Annotated in this window: 13 protein-coding genes; 4 read left to right on the top strand and 9 right to left on the bottom strand. The window is 47.0% G+C overall.

Annotated features, from left to right (window positions below; genetic code table 11):
- Positions 1–14: 14 nt before the first annotated feature.
- Both galE and ACIFSR_RS10130 read right to left on the bottom strand, forming a co-directional pair.
- Positions 15–1,001: a UDP-glucose 4-epimerase GalE gene (gene galE / locus ACIFSR_RS10135; protein WP_339207206.1), complete on the bottom strand. Its 987-nt coding sequence runs from the start codon at positions 999–1,001 to the stop codon at positions 15–17.
- Between the two features lie 43 nt (positions 1,002–1,044).
- Entirely contained in the window at positions 1,045–2,217 is a 1,173-nt protein-coding gene (locus tag ACIFSR_RS10130) for a galactokinase (RefSeq protein WP_430057190.1), read from the bottom strand.
- Between the two features lie 205 nt (positions 2,218–2,422).
- On the opposite strand from ACIFSR_RS10130, the gene ACIFSR_RS10125 reads away from it, so the two are divergent.
- Together ACIFSR_RS10125 and ACIFSR_RS10120 are read left to right on the top strand one after the other, a co-directional pair.
- Positions 2,423–3,292, top strand: coding sequence for an AraC family ligand binding domain-containing protein (locus tag ACIFSR_RS10125; protein WP_430057189.1), 870 nt, complete (start codon positions 2,423–2,425; stop codon positions 3,290–3,292).
- A 101-nt stretch (positions 3,293–3,393) separates the two neighbouring features.
- A complete protein-coding gene (locus tag ACIFSR_RS10120; RefSeq protein WP_430057187.1) occupies positions 3,394–4,623 on the top strand; it encodes an NAD(P)/FAD-dependent oxidoreductase in 1,230 nt (409 codons plus the stop codon).
- A 149-nt stretch (positions 4,624–4,772) separates the two neighbouring features.
- On the opposite strand, the gene ACIFSR_RS10115 is transcribed toward ACIFSR_RS10120, so the two are convergent.
- Entirely contained in the window at positions 4,773–5,327 is a 555-nt protein-coding gene (locus tag ACIFSR_RS10115) for a general stress protein (RefSeq protein ID WP_076269644.1), read from the bottom strand.
- Positions 5,328–5,520: 193 nt separating this feature from the next.
- Between ACIFSR_RS10115 and ACIFSR_RS10110 the strand changes: the two genes are divergently transcribed.
- Positions 5,521–6,711 (top strand): magnesium transporter CorA family protein, encoded by a 1,191-nt coding sequence (locus tag ACIFSR_RS10110; RefSeq protein ID WP_430057185.1) that lies wholly within the window; start codon positions 5,521–5,523, stop codon positions 6,709–6,711.
- A 72-nt stretch (positions 6,712–6,783) separates the two neighbouring features.
- Here the strand turns inward: ACIFSR_RS10110 and ACIFSR_RS10105 are convergent, their stop codons facing one another.
- Positions 6,784–7,752 (bottom strand): Gfo/Idh/MocA family protein, encoded by a 969-nt coding sequence (locus tag ACIFSR_RS10105; RefSeq protein WP_339207198.1) that lies wholly within the window; start codon positions 7,750–7,752, stop codon positions 6,784–6,786.
- Positions 7,753–7,902: 150 nt separating this feature from the next.
- Here ACIFSR_RS10105 and ACIFSR_RS10100 point away from each other — a divergent pair, with 150 nt between their 5' ends.
- A complete protein-coding gene (locus ACIFSR_RS10100; protein ID WP_430057183.1) occupies positions 7,903–8,718 on the top strand; it encodes a lipase family protein in 816 nt (271 codons plus the stop codon).
- A gap of 100 nt (positions 8,719–8,818) precedes the next feature.
- Here the strand turns inward: ACIFSR_RS10100 and trhA are convergent, their stop codons facing one another.
- The 5 genes from trhA to ACIFSR_RS10075 all read right to left on the bottom strand — a co-directional run bounded on the left by trhA (position 8,819) and on the right by ACIFSR_RS10075 (position 12,020).
- Positions 8,819–9,466, bottom strand: a complete 648-nt coding sequence (trhA, locus tag ACIFSR_RS10095) for a PAQR family membrane homeostasis protein TrhA (RefSeq protein WP_076269640.1) — start codon at positions 9,464–9,466, stop codon at positions 8,819–8,821.
- A gap of 73 nt (positions 9,467–9,539) precedes the next feature.
- Positions 9,540–10,235 carry a lipase family protein gene (locus ACIFSR_RS10090; protein ID WP_339207195.1) on the bottom strand — a complete coding sequence of 232 codons (696 nt, stop codon included), beginning with the start codon at positions 10,233–10,235 and terminating at the stop codon, positions 9,540–9,542.
- A 274-nt stretch (positions 10,236–10,509) separates the two neighbouring features.
- A complete protein-coding gene (locus ACIFSR_RS10085) occupies positions 10,510–10,713 on the bottom strand; it encodes a hypothetical protein (RefSeq protein WP_179089865.1) in 204 nt (67 codons plus the stop codon).
- 32 nt (positions 10,714–10,745) lie between these two features.
- Positions 10,746–11,663, bottom strand: coding sequence for a TRM11 family SAM-dependent methyltransferase (locus ACIFSR_RS10080; protein WP_339207193.1), 918 nt, complete (start codon positions 11,661–11,663; stop codon positions 10,746–10,748).
- Positions 11,664–11,690: 27 nt separating this feature from the next.
- The gene (locus tag ACIFSR_RS10075; RefSeq protein WP_430057181.1) at positions 11,691–12,020 is read right to left on the bottom strand and encodes a LapA family protein; all 330 of its coding nucleotides are present in this window, start codon (positions 12,018–12,020) and stop codon (positions 11,691–11,693) included.
- Positions 12,021–12,027: the final 7 nt, after the last annotated feature.

Here is a 12,027-nt window from a genome sequence, read left to right as displayed (position 1 = left end):
TTTAAGCGTCAACCCTAGTCGTTGTATCCATTTGGATTCGCTTCATGCCAGCTCCAAGCGCTTTTGATAATGTCCTCAAGCTTATCCCGCTTCGGATTCCAGCCCAGCTCCTTGCGAGCACGATCAGATGAAGCTACGAGAATAGCAGGGTCGCCCGCACGGCGAGCTTCGAACACAGCAGGGATTTCTTTGCCAGTCACTGTGCGCGCAATATCAATAACTTGTTTGACAGAAAAGCCTGTTCCGTTGCCTAAATTGTATACAGAGCTTTCAGCTCCGCTGCGAAGACGATCCACTGCAAGCACATGGGCATCGGCAAGGTCGCTTACATGAATATAATCACGGACACACGTACCGTCTGGCGTCTCATAGTCTTCTCCAAATACCGAAATATGAGGACGTTGACCAAGCGCTGCTTGGAGCACGATAGGAATCAAATGTGTTTCCGGGCTATGGTCCTCGCCAATTTTTCCGCTCTCATGAGCGCCCGCCGCATTGAAGTAACGAAGCGAAACAAATTTGATGTTATGAGCAACATCGAACCATTTCATCATTTTTTCCATCGCAAGCTTCGTCTCGCCATAAGCATTCGTCGGAAGCGTGCGATCGTACTCGTCGATCGGCACGTTCTCCGGTTCGCCGTAAGTAGCAGCTGTCGAAGAGAATACGATTTTACGAACATTGTATTCATTCATTTTCTCAAGCAGGCAAAGCGTACCAAACACGTTATTGTGATAATATTTGCCTGGGTCCTTCATGCTTTCGCCAACAAGCGAATTCGCTGCAAAGTGGATAACTGCATCGATTTCATTTTCCTTAAAGACGGTATCCATGAAAGCTGCATCGCGAAGATCCCCCTCATACAGCTTCCCTCCAAGCAAAGCCTTGCGGTGACCCTGCTGCAAGTTATCGACGATAACGATTTCCTCGCCGCGTTCCTGCAATGCCGCTACTGCATGCGAGCCGATGTAGCCAGCCCCTCCAGTTACTAATACTGCCATGATTCATTTCCCCTCTCCATTTGGTGTCGCATGATCATGCTATTTATACTAGGCGCTCTACGCCATTTCCGATTGTGCATACATAGAAGTCAGCAGTTAAGCCTGTTGCTTCATTATACTTGCGGCCTACCTCTGCTTGGAACGATTCAACGCTGTCTTCGTGAACGAGCGAAACCGTACATCCGCCGAAGCCTGCACCCGTCATACGCGAACCTAGCACGCCTGGTACGAGGCGAGCAGCCGCAACCATGGCATCCAGCTCAGCACCCGTTACTTCGTAAAGATCGCGCAGCGAATCGTGTGAGCCGTTCATTAATTGTCCAAACTGCGCAAGGTCGTTTGCTTTCAATGCTTTGATTGATTGCAGTACACGGTCGATTTCCTCTACCACATGCTGTGCGCGTTTGCGAACTGTTTCATCCTTGATCAGATGTTTTGCAGAGTTAAATTGCTCCAGATTAATCTGTCCAAGAAGCGTAAGCTCAGGGAATGCTGTTTTAAGATCCTGTACCGCCTGCTCGCATTGTGCGCGGCGCTCATTATAAGCGGAGTCAACCAAGCCGCGGCGTTTGTTCGTATTGCCAATAACCAGCTTATAGCTGCCGGAATCAAATGGAATGAGATCATATTCAAGTGTATCGCACATGAGCAGGATGGCATGGTCCTTTTTGCCGTTTGCTACCGCGAATTGGTCCATGATGCCGCATTGCACGCCATTAAACTCGTTTTCGGATTTTTGTGACAGCAATGCAATTTTCACTTTATCAGTTGGAAGTCCCTCAAGAGTTTGCAGTGCAAAAGCTGTTACGACCTCAATGGATGCAGAGGAGGATAGTCCAGCACCATTTGGAATTTCGCCATGATACAGCAAGTCATAGCCGCTGGAGAATTTCACGCCCGCTTGCAAAAGCTCATGAATAATTCCTTTAGGATAGTTCATCCAGTCGTCAGCCTCGTCATACACTATCGTGTCGAGCGAGAAGCTTTTTGACGCTGGGAAGTTTGTTGTCGCTAGACCAAGCTGATGATCTGGGCGTTTGCGGATAAGAAGCGTCGTTCCGAAAGTAAGTGCAGCTGGGAATACGTAGCCGCCGTTGTAATCTGTATGCTCACCGATCAAGTTTACGCGGCCTGGAGCATGGAATACAGCGATGTCGCTTACGTCTCCGCCGAATTGTTGTATGAACTGCTGTGTTAGCGCTTCAATGTTTGCCATTTGCTATCACGTTCCTTTTTATATCGATTTTGTATGTTTGGATAACAACTTTAGTATACGGGAAGCAGCAGTAAAACTAAATGGCGGCAAGTGCTTTTTATATGGATTAATGTGACTTCTCGCATAAACATCGGACATGCTATGATAGTATAAACTCTACAATTGTTCATCTTCGCATTCCACTGTAAAGCAGGTGTAAAGTAAAATGCAGCAGGATATGTATACCGTAGCCTCCAATCCCGTTATCAGTGATGGCAAAAACTCCCCACTCAATGTATTGTTTGCTGGCGAGAGCCAAACGAAGCCGTACCACCGGCTTGGTCCCAAGGTTTATGATTTCTATTTGATGCACATCGTACTGGAAGGAAAGGGCATCTTTATTTGTGATGAGGTTAAGCATGAGCTTCGTGCAGGGCATACGTTCTTAATTGAGCCGGAACAATTAATCAGTTATGAATCTGACGGTGACACGCCATGGAAATATCGCTGGGTCGCATTTCATGGAACATTGTCCGCCGATCTCGTTGCAACCGCTGGCTTAACAGCAGAGCAGCAGGTAGTGTTCACGCCAGATAAGCGGCGAGCCGCTGCATTGTTTCGTCAAATCTATGATACCTTTCGGCGGGGAGGCGCTGCGTCTGATATGAGGGCCGTAGGGTATTTGCATTTGCTCCTTGCCGAGTACAAAAGCGCGCTCAATACCCAGAACGGCAATGAAATCCGTACCTCCCAAGCAGAAGGCGATCATTTGCTTCAACAAGTCATCCATTACTTATCAACGCAGTATGCCCATCCGGTCTCCATTGAACAAATGGCGGAATCGCTTGGCTATAATAGAGCGTACTTGTCCCGTTTGTTCAAGCAGCGCATTGGCGTATCTCCCGTTACTTTCCTGCTCAAGCTCCGAATCGATAAAGCACGCCGCATGCTGAGGGAACGGCCAGAGCTGACCATCGAACAAATTTCCGCATCAGTCGGTCTACAGGATGCTCTGTACTTCTCCAAACAATTCCGTCGGCTTCATGGCCAATCTCCTACAGCATACCGCATGGCGATGCGGAATTTAGGCGACTAAGCAGCGCCGTTTAGCTGAATATCCCTCCTCTTGTTAGTATCAGCTCCCGATCGCTTCATATTCGTAAATTCGGGTAATACTATCATAGGGAGTGATGATCTATGAAAGAGCTGCACACCGGTAACTTATATTGGCCGGTTACATTAAACAATCCCAAGGTGTATGCGCCCTTGCGGCAAAACAAAAAAACACAAGTGGCTGTTATAGGCGGCGGGATGTCAGGTACGATCTGTTCTTCTGTATTCAATAAAAGCGGCCTTTCCACCATTATGCTTGAACGGGGACAGGTAGCCGGCGGAAGCACCTCAGCAAATACAGGCCTCCTGCAATTTTGCAACGATATTATGCTTTGTGATCTCATCGATCAAATCGGGGAGCGGGATGCCCAAATCTTCTATAAAGCGTGCAGAGATGCAGTCCAAATGCTTGAAAAAACAGCTGACTCCCTTTCTGTCGATGTAGGATTGATTAGAAGAAACAGCCTGTATTATGCCTCTTCGGAGCAGGAGCTTCCAAAACTCAAAAGGGAATATGAGGCTTTAAAGGCTTGTGGACTTGAAGTCGAATTCTGGTCCCCGAGCGACATCGCCAAACATTTTCCGTTTCAGAAGCCAGGTGCGATCGTTGCACACGGCGACGCAGAGGTAAATCCTTATCAGTTCGTAAATGGTGTAGCAAACGATGCTGCTGAAGCTGGGCTTGAGATTTATGAGCAAACCGATGTCGTAGCACATAAAACGCTGCCAAGCGGCCTCCATCTTCTAAAAACCGCTGACGGTTATGAGATTGAAGCAGAGCATGTTGTTTATGCTGTAGGGTATGAACCTGAAGAGCTTCGCGGCAAGCTGATCAAAGCAGAGTTGAATCGCTCCTTTGTACTTGTCACTGAAGTTCAGCCAAGTCTTCAAAGCTGGCATGAACGCTTTCTCGTATGGGAAACTGCCCGTCCCTATTTGTATATGCGAACGACTATTGACGGCCGCGTCGTTGTCGGCGGCTTGGATGAGCATACTGAAAAGCCCACTCACAGCGATAAAGAACTTAGGAAACACAGCGATAAGCTGCACAGCCAGCTAAAGGCTTTATTTCCCGAGCTGCAGGCTCCCATTGCCTATGAATGGTGCGCCACCTTCGGCGAATCGCGTGACGGCTTGCCCTTTATAGGTGCTGATCCCTCTTGGAAAAATGTTTATTATTGCTTAGGTTATGGCGGCAACGGTACCGTATACAGCATGCTTGCATCCCATTTGCTGCGTGATCTTATTATCGGCGAAGAGCATCCCTTAACTGAAATCGTAAAGCTGGATCGCAAATCCTTAGCAAATGTATAATCAACAACATAAATGATACAACTTTTCATTGCGGCTGCCGTCCGTCGGACGGCTTATATACATAATTAAAAAGCCTCACCTATCGGCAAAAATGGCTTCTGCACGAAATGTGAGACTTCTCTATATAATCTTTCTGATGTTACCAGCAGCTATTCGCCAGCAATAACGCTGGAGGCATTGCAGGCGCGAAAAACAGCTTCTGCCGCCCCCAGCCGTGACAAATCCGGACCGCCATCCTTGTCAAACAACGATTTGCTTTCCAGAGTTTCAACAATAACGATTAATGAACCGCTTTGCAGAGCATCACTGCACAATCGAACCTCTTCATTTTCAAGACCAAGCGACTGCAGCGTTCCACTGTGATCGTCATCGCCAAGCAGAATTGCCGCTGCAAAAGGAAAACCTCCGGCAGCATAAGGCGCTGTCCCGTAACCTGTCATGCCATAAACAGCATTCATGCCAGCTCCTGCAAACCCAGCAGCAGCAGCCATGCCAAGACTACCCAAACCTTGACGGTCAGGCATATCTTCGAGCTCTCTAAGCTCGTCCACATGGACATCGCTCTCTGCTTCTACTCGCCTAGAATGCTCAGAATCTTTTGCTATGACTTTTAGCTCGCCTTGAACGAAGCCCGCTTGCTCCAGCTGTTCAATAGCCGTTATGACTTGCTGCTCCGTTTCAAATATGCCTATTTTTTTTGCCATTGCCTTATCCTCCTTGTATTGCATACTAATCTTGGTATGCCCTTCTTATGGCGGATTAAGTCGTATTGTGTTGAAATTTGACATGAAATAACGAAGGTTTCGTGTTATCAAATGATCAGGTTGTGCATCATTGAAGTTCGCGGTATGATGGAGGAATAGATATTGGAAAATCGGACAAGCAGGAGGCAGAGCGATGATTCATCGGATGCTTCGCTATCCCGCAGGATGGGAATGGCATGTACTGCAGCAAGCGAGGCAGCAAACCGTAAGGAATGAGCCCTTGCCCAGCAGGAAAGGTGCACAAAGGCAAACCGTTTCTTCAAGCGAAGGACAAAAGACCATTAAAGCCATTACCAAACAGGAACAGGAAGCGGCTCAGCAGCAGAGAGATGAGCTCAAGCAGCTATTTCCGGAATGTGCGTCATGGATTGATGAATGCGCAGGCAGAAGAACAAACAATATATCCGTTGGCGTTGCGACGCATTCGCAGAAGCTGCTATATGGCACTGTTATGTTCCAAGTGTCGGACGACCAATCGGATATTCAACCTTTTCACTTCTGGCTGACAGAAGACCGGCTGCTGACGATGCATGATGACATGCGCATTCCGCTCCGGCTTCAGTCCATTGACCATAACCTAAAGTTCGAGAGCTGCGAATCAGCTCCTGAAGCGTTATTTATTATGCTGAGCATTATTTTGGAAACGTTCCATGCTGGTCTTGATGGTTTTGAAAAAAGACTCGGAGAGCTTGAAACGACGATGCGCAATGAGAATCGTACCGGCCTTATCGATACTATTTTTGAGAGGCGTTACGATTTGCTTCATTGGAGTCATCTTTTTATTCCGATTAGAGAAGTACATAGTGCTGCACAGGAAGCTTTCATGGATGAACTCACTGAGACGGACAGCTTTAAGCGCATTACGCATAAGCTGGAGAGAATCGAAGCGCTTCTGAAGCATTACGCACTGGAAATAGATACCTTGATCTCAATGGACGATGCCATTTCCAACTTTCGCGGCAACGATATTATGAAGACGCTCACGATATTTACTGTCTTGTTCCTGCCTGCTACGATTATAGGCGGTATATGGGGCGTTAACTTCGAGATCCTGCCATTTAAAGATAATAAGTGGAGCTTTACAGCGATGAACGTATTTATTTTATTCGTTACGATTTTCATGTATTTATGGCTTTGGAAGAAAGGCTGGACTGGCGACTTGTTAAATGGACGCAATCCGAAGGAGATTGTTACTACTGATTCTTCCTCTCAGGCAAAACGTTCCAAGCGTTCGAAGAGCAGCCGTTCGCAGAAAACCTCTGCGAATGCTTCAAGTGAACCCCCTCAAGCTCAAACGCGTTCCCAAAGAAAACGAAGCCAATAATGATAGTCAGCCCATAATAAAACCGTCCACTAGGGTCAATGACCTTCATGGACGGTTTTTTTAAATCATATTCTAAAGCTTAACTGGCAATCCAGTACGAGCAGATTCATTAGCAGCAATTGTCACTTGATGTGTTCTTACTGCATCCGCATAACTGGAGCGAATGCGGGAAACATCCCCGGTTCGGATCGCATGAAGAAAAGCCTCATTTTCCAGCTCATAGGGATCCGTTTGGTTAGCATACTCTGTTCTGCGGCCAGCCTCCGTGTCAATCAATCCGCTATGGCCAAGCTCCAGCACGCCTTTGTTCGTATAAATATGTAGGCCGGAACGATCTCCAGCTGGGATAGCGCAAGTATTGCTAATTGTAGCAACTGCACCACCCACTAGCTTCAGCGTAACTGTGCCTACATCAGAAACCGTTACACCTTCTTCAACACCGCTCATATATCGATTGCCATAAGCTGCGTAAACCTCACTTACCTCACCAACCGTATACCTTAGCAGATCCACAATATGTGTTGTCTGCTCTACGAATTGACCGCCTGATCCTTCCATCTTGCGCCACCAGCTTACCCCCGGCATGGAGCCCATCCAATAGCCAAGCGCCATTAATGTTGTGCGCTCGCGCAGCAGCTCTCTTGCACGGTCGGTTCCATCCATATAACGGAAATGATAGCCAGCCGATGTAATCAGCTTTTTCTCTTCGATTCCTTTCAAAATCTCAGACGGCAGCTGCTCGTCTACTCCAAGCGGCTTCTCTACAAGAAAGGGAATGCTTCTTTCAAGCAATGCAGATTCAATCTCTCCATGCGCAAATGGCGGTACACAAATATATACCGCATCAAGCTTACGATCATCAAGCATGCGATGTATAGAATCATAACCGCGTGCACCCTCAAAGCGCTGTGCTGCTGCATCTGCTTTTTGCTGGCTAGTTGCTAAGAAAGCAGTTACCTTGATGCCGGCAAGCTTAGCGAGCTTCTCCGCATGCATCATGCCAAACCATCCTGTACCTGCAATACCTATTTGAAGAGTCATTTATGAATCCCCTTTCATAATCGCGTTATTCCCCGATTATACTTGGAGCTGCCTTAAGAAGTCCATTTTTTTCCGCTGGTACCCATCTGCAGGGCTGATCATATATTACAAACATCGGGAGAACCGGAGTTGTATGAGCGGAGGGATGGTATGACAGCAAATACGAGAGGCACGTTAGCCACGCATGATCTCGATTTTCGAACAGCTCTATTTTTGGCTGCGGTTTGCGGACAAACGTACATGCAATACAACAACAAGGACGGATTATTTCTTGTACCTAGAACCTACAGCTTAGTAAGTGAATTTACGGCTAGAGCATATGACGACAGCGATGAACGATTCGGTTTTGTTTTAACATCTGAACGTGCATCCGTGCTCGCTTTTCGCGGCAGCAACTCTGCAGTGGATTGGGTATCTGATTTCATTGCCCAGCAAACGACTTACCGCCCAGTCAAAAATGCCGGTCTAACGCACAAGGGGTTTACCGACATCTATATGTCAGCACGTACTCAAATCATTGAAATCATAAATCAGCTTCCACAGGGCAGACCGCTGTTTATAACAGGACACAGCCTTGGGGGTGCACTTGCAACCCTTGCTGCTCTCGATCTCGCGAACAACACTGCTTTTACTGATCCCATTATATATACGTATGGAGCACCTCGAGTCGGTGATCCCAAGTTTGCAGGCAGCTACAACGCATCCATTGGTACCCATTGGCGTTTTCAAAACGAATTTGATATCGTCCCCCATCTGCCTACGCTCGTTTACCAATCGCCAAAGACTAAACAAACTTACTACTATATGCACGCAAAGGGTGAGGTGAAACGTTCGTTCCGTATGGGCTCTGTCTCAGGAAACCATATATTATCAAACTACTTCGCTGATCTTGCCCAAGAAGATCCTGCCTTTGCCTTGGCCATTTGCGCGGAGCCGCCAGGCTGGTGCCCAGCAATTGAAGTTTAATTCCGAGCTGCTACAAAAAAACAAAAAAAGCAAATCTCATCTCCCGCACAGCTTGCTTCATGCGAGTAAGTTTTGCTTCTCTATGTCCAAATAATCTTTGTCATTTCGCTGGGAGAACATATAGCAGTATAGCGAAGAAATGGACAATTGAACCGCCAAGTACAAACAAATGCCATACGGCGTGATGGTAAGGAAAGGCACGCCACATATAAAATATCGTTCCGAATGTGTACAGCAATCCCCCTGTTACGAGCAGCTGCACCCCTCCTGGAGCTAGATGCGTTGTAAGCGGCTTCCAAGCAAATACGATAATCCATCCCATTGCGATATAAATGATCGTTGATGTGAATAAAAATCGTGATGCAAAAAAAGCTTTAAACGCTACACCGATTAATGCCGCTCCCCAAACGATCCCAAATAGTACCCAGCCAAGCGTACCTTGCACGATATGGAACAATATCGGCGTATAAGTTCCTGCTATAAAGACGTAAATAAACGAATGATCAAGTGATTCAAATACCCGCTTCGCTTTTCCCTCAGGGAAGCTGTGCACGAGCGTAGAGGCTGCATAAAGCAGCAACATGGCTGATCCATATATAGTAAAGCTGACAACATGAAAGGCCGTTCCCTTCGTTGCCGCGAATACGATCAACACGACGAGTGCCGCAATGCTGAGTGCAGCCCCAATCCCATGTGTGACGGCATTCGCAATTTCTTCTTTCTTTGTGTACGTATGTGTATTGGCCATGGGTCCTTCACCTCCTAAGTCATAAGCATCTCACTCTAGAAGCTGCTGCTTACTCTCACCTTAGTGTATAGGATCAGACCCACCCTTTCAACCAACCCCGCACGCGGTCCACTGTTTTATCTAGATTGCAAACGGCCTCTTGGTCGCTAAAATCCTCCGTATGGCGAAAATAATCCGCATGCCCGCCCACAGTAGGAATTCCTTCAACATAGCCTGGCGCGTACTTCATGCGATTCCACCTTGGCATCGCATATTTGCTTATGCTCCATCCGCCCCAAGTACCAATTCGGCTAATCGGGTCATTAAGTTTGCCTAAGCTGTCGATGGAATGAAAATAACTAACGCGCTCCTGAAGCTTTGGCTCGATCGGCGTTCTTGGTGAACCAATTTGCACAATTCGAAAATCCTCGATTTGATCCTGCTCATAAAGCATTTTTGCCGCTTGATAAGCAGCGGCACCGCCGCCGCTGTGTCCAATCAGCAATAAACGCTCGCTGCTCATCGTTTGTTTGATTTTCTCCAGTGCATGTTGTCCGCCGATCCGACCAGCCGTTAAACGGTTGGACAAGTCGCTTTTCACCTCTAGCACTTGTCTAACCAAGCTGCGACTGGCATCGCCATAAGGAAATATGACGTGGATAGCTGGATCGACACCATCGGATTGAAACATTTGTTCCAGCTTAACCTTGCATTCCGTAAATATGCTATTGGATGTTGCGACACCGGCAAGCAAATAAATACTCATTCGTGATGGTTTGGTCGCCGTCATAACGAATCCCTCCGTAATTAACTTAAACGTTATTCATTTTCATGTTTTATTATTTTTTCTAATTCATCCGTGTATATTCATTATGCGGGATAGTCGATTGATTCATTCTTTCCTTTTGTTGTTATTTCAGTAAATTTAGGCAAGAACCCCGTGAACCTCCACGCTGACTAACCTGCTTCTTATATTATTATATAAGAAAAACGCCTAGCTGTTACCAGCTGGCGTCCTTCATTGTTGCTATTGCTGCATTTCAAAAAAAAGTTGGAACCGACAGCTATACACCCATTTTTTTACGCTGATTGTTAACTTTCTTCGTGTTCTGGCTCTTCAGTGCCTGCGTCCCCGTAGAAAGATGCGATTGGCCTGGAGCTCCTCCAGCTTTCGCTTGTTTCTTCTGAGCGAGCAATTGCTTCGCTTTCTCCGCTTGAGTCAGCTTCTTAGGCTCCTCTTGGGATTCGTTTTGTTCGATTGTAGACATAGGTTCACCTCGTTTCATGCGCTACATAATTCTTATTCTACTACACTTATATATCTGGTAAAAGAGGCTTTACTCAGGGTTGTGGTTTTTATGATCCTCCAAGATGCCAGCTCTAACTGCCTCATCATTGGATCAGTTGTGACAATAACCGCTCGCTTCGCCCACCTTCTTACACTCTCAAGCATAACAAGCTGCTCGCTTTCTGGCAAGACAGAGCACAAATTGTATGGCATATCTACAATGGCAGCATCGTAATGTCCTTCGAGAAGCCGCATATCGCCAAGTCTTACTCGGTCTGGATAACCAAAATGAGCAAGATTTACGCGCGCGCCTCGCACGGCAAGCGGATTGAGATCCAACCCCTCAATGTCGATTCCCATTGACATGCCTTCAATCAGAACGGTTCCCATTCCACAGCACGGATCAATAAGCTTAAGCTGTTCTGCTGCTTGCCCAGCCGCAAGATTCACGATCGCACGAGCTGCTCTTGTTGGCAGTGCAGTGGAATAATTTTGCGGCTTATTCTGATGCCTCAGCCATACAGCTCCGTTCTCTTCCAGCGGTCCAAAGTACCAGCGACCATAAAGCTTCATTAAACCAAACAGCTGCTCCGCTTTGCGCATATCGGCCTTGCCATGAATAACCGCACCAGCAGCTCTCTCGAGCTGTCTTTGCTCATCGAAGGTGAAGGCTTCATCGCCTTGCGTATAAACAACCTTGAATGTTTTCCCACCCAGCTCAATTGACGGAAGCATAACGATCAGTTCTTCCATACTGTTAGCTTCCAGCATGACGGCTATACGCCGTTTTACGAAAGGGCTGCGATCAACCGATAGCTTATGCTGACTTCTGACAACGCCTTGTTTGGGCTTCTCGCCGAATAAGACTTGCAGCTCCAGCTCACACAATGCCGCTTCATCCTCATGGCATGCATACGTATAAATAAACATTAATGGCCTCACGATCTGATAACTATATTATTCCTTTTGTGAAACAGCCGCCTCTTCGCTCGGCTCCGTGCGGACCGTTGCCTTGGATAAACCAAGAAGTTCCGCTTCGGTTGTAAATTCAGCAAGCTGCTTCTCTAATGATTTGACGGTTCGCTGCAAGCGAATCTGACGAATCATCCCCAGCAGGCCTACGGTTAAGCCGCCAAGCAGCGTCGATCCCAATATGACGAGAATGAGCGGAAGGGTTGCCTTCGTAAACAAAAAGTTTACATGTACCGAATCGATATTGATAACCGCAAATATCGCGATAAGAAGCGCGAATACTAATGCGGAAATAAGAATTCCCGGACCTTTCATACCGATT

Origin of the sequence: Paenibacillus sp. NRS-1760, from assembly GCF_050467785.1 — a bacterium.
Taxonomy (GTDB): domain Bacteria; phylum Bacillota; class Bacilli; order Paenibacillales; family Paenibacillaceae; genus Pristimantibacillus.
This window is presented reverse-complemented; position numbering and strand designations above follow the sequence as displayed.

Coding starts and splice junctions, on each gene's coding strand:
- galE (WP_339207206.1), bottom strand. CDS start 1,001: ATGGCAGTATTAGTAACTGGAGGGGCTGGCTACATCGGCTCGCATGCA.
- ACIFSR_RS10130 (WP_430057190.1), bottom strand. CDS start 2,217: ATGGCAAACATTGAAGCGCTAACACAGCAGTTCATACAACAATTCGGC.
- ACIFSR_RS10125 (WP_430057189.1), top strand. CDS start 2,423: ATGCAGCAGGATATGTATACCGTAGCCTCCAATCCCGTTATCAGTGAT.
- ACIFSR_RS10120 (WP_430057187.1), top strand. CDS start 3,394: ATGAAAGAGCTGCACACCGGTAACTTATATTGGCCGGTTACATTAAAC.
- ACIFSR_RS10115 (WP_076269644.1), bottom strand. CDS start 5,327: ATGGCAAAAAAAATAGGCATATTTGAAACGGAGCAGCAAGTCATAACG.
- ACIFSR_RS10110 (WP_430057185.1), top strand. CDS start 5,521: ATGATTCATCGGATGCTTCGCTATCCCGCAGGATGGGAATGGCATGTA.
- ACIFSR_RS10105 (WP_339207198.1), bottom strand. CDS start 7,752: ATGACTCTTCAAATAGGTATTGCAGGTACAGGATGGTTTGGCATGATG.
- ACIFSR_RS10100 (WP_430057183.1), top strand. CDS start 7,903: ATGACAGCAAATACGAGAGGCACGTTAGCCACGCATGATCTCGATTTT.
- trhA (WP_076269640.1), bottom strand. CDS start 9,466: ATGGCCAATACACATACGTACACAAAGAAAGAAGAAATTGCGAATGCC.
- ACIFSR_RS10090 (WP_339207195.1), bottom strand. CDS start 10,235: ATGACGGCGACCAAACCATCACGAATGAGTATTTATTTGCTTGCCGGT.
- ACIFSR_RS10085 (WP_179089865.1), bottom strand. CDS start 10,713: ATGTCTACAATCGAACAAAACGAATCCCAAGAGGAGCCTAAGAAGCTG.
- ACIFSR_RS10080 (WP_339207193.1), bottom strand. CDS start 11,663: ATGTTTATTTATACGTATGCATGCCATGAGGATGAAGCGGCATTGTGT.
- ACIFSR_RS10075 (WP_430057181.1), bottom strand. CDS start 12,020: ATGAAAGGTCCGGGAATTCTTATTTCCGCATTAGTATTCGCGCTTCTT.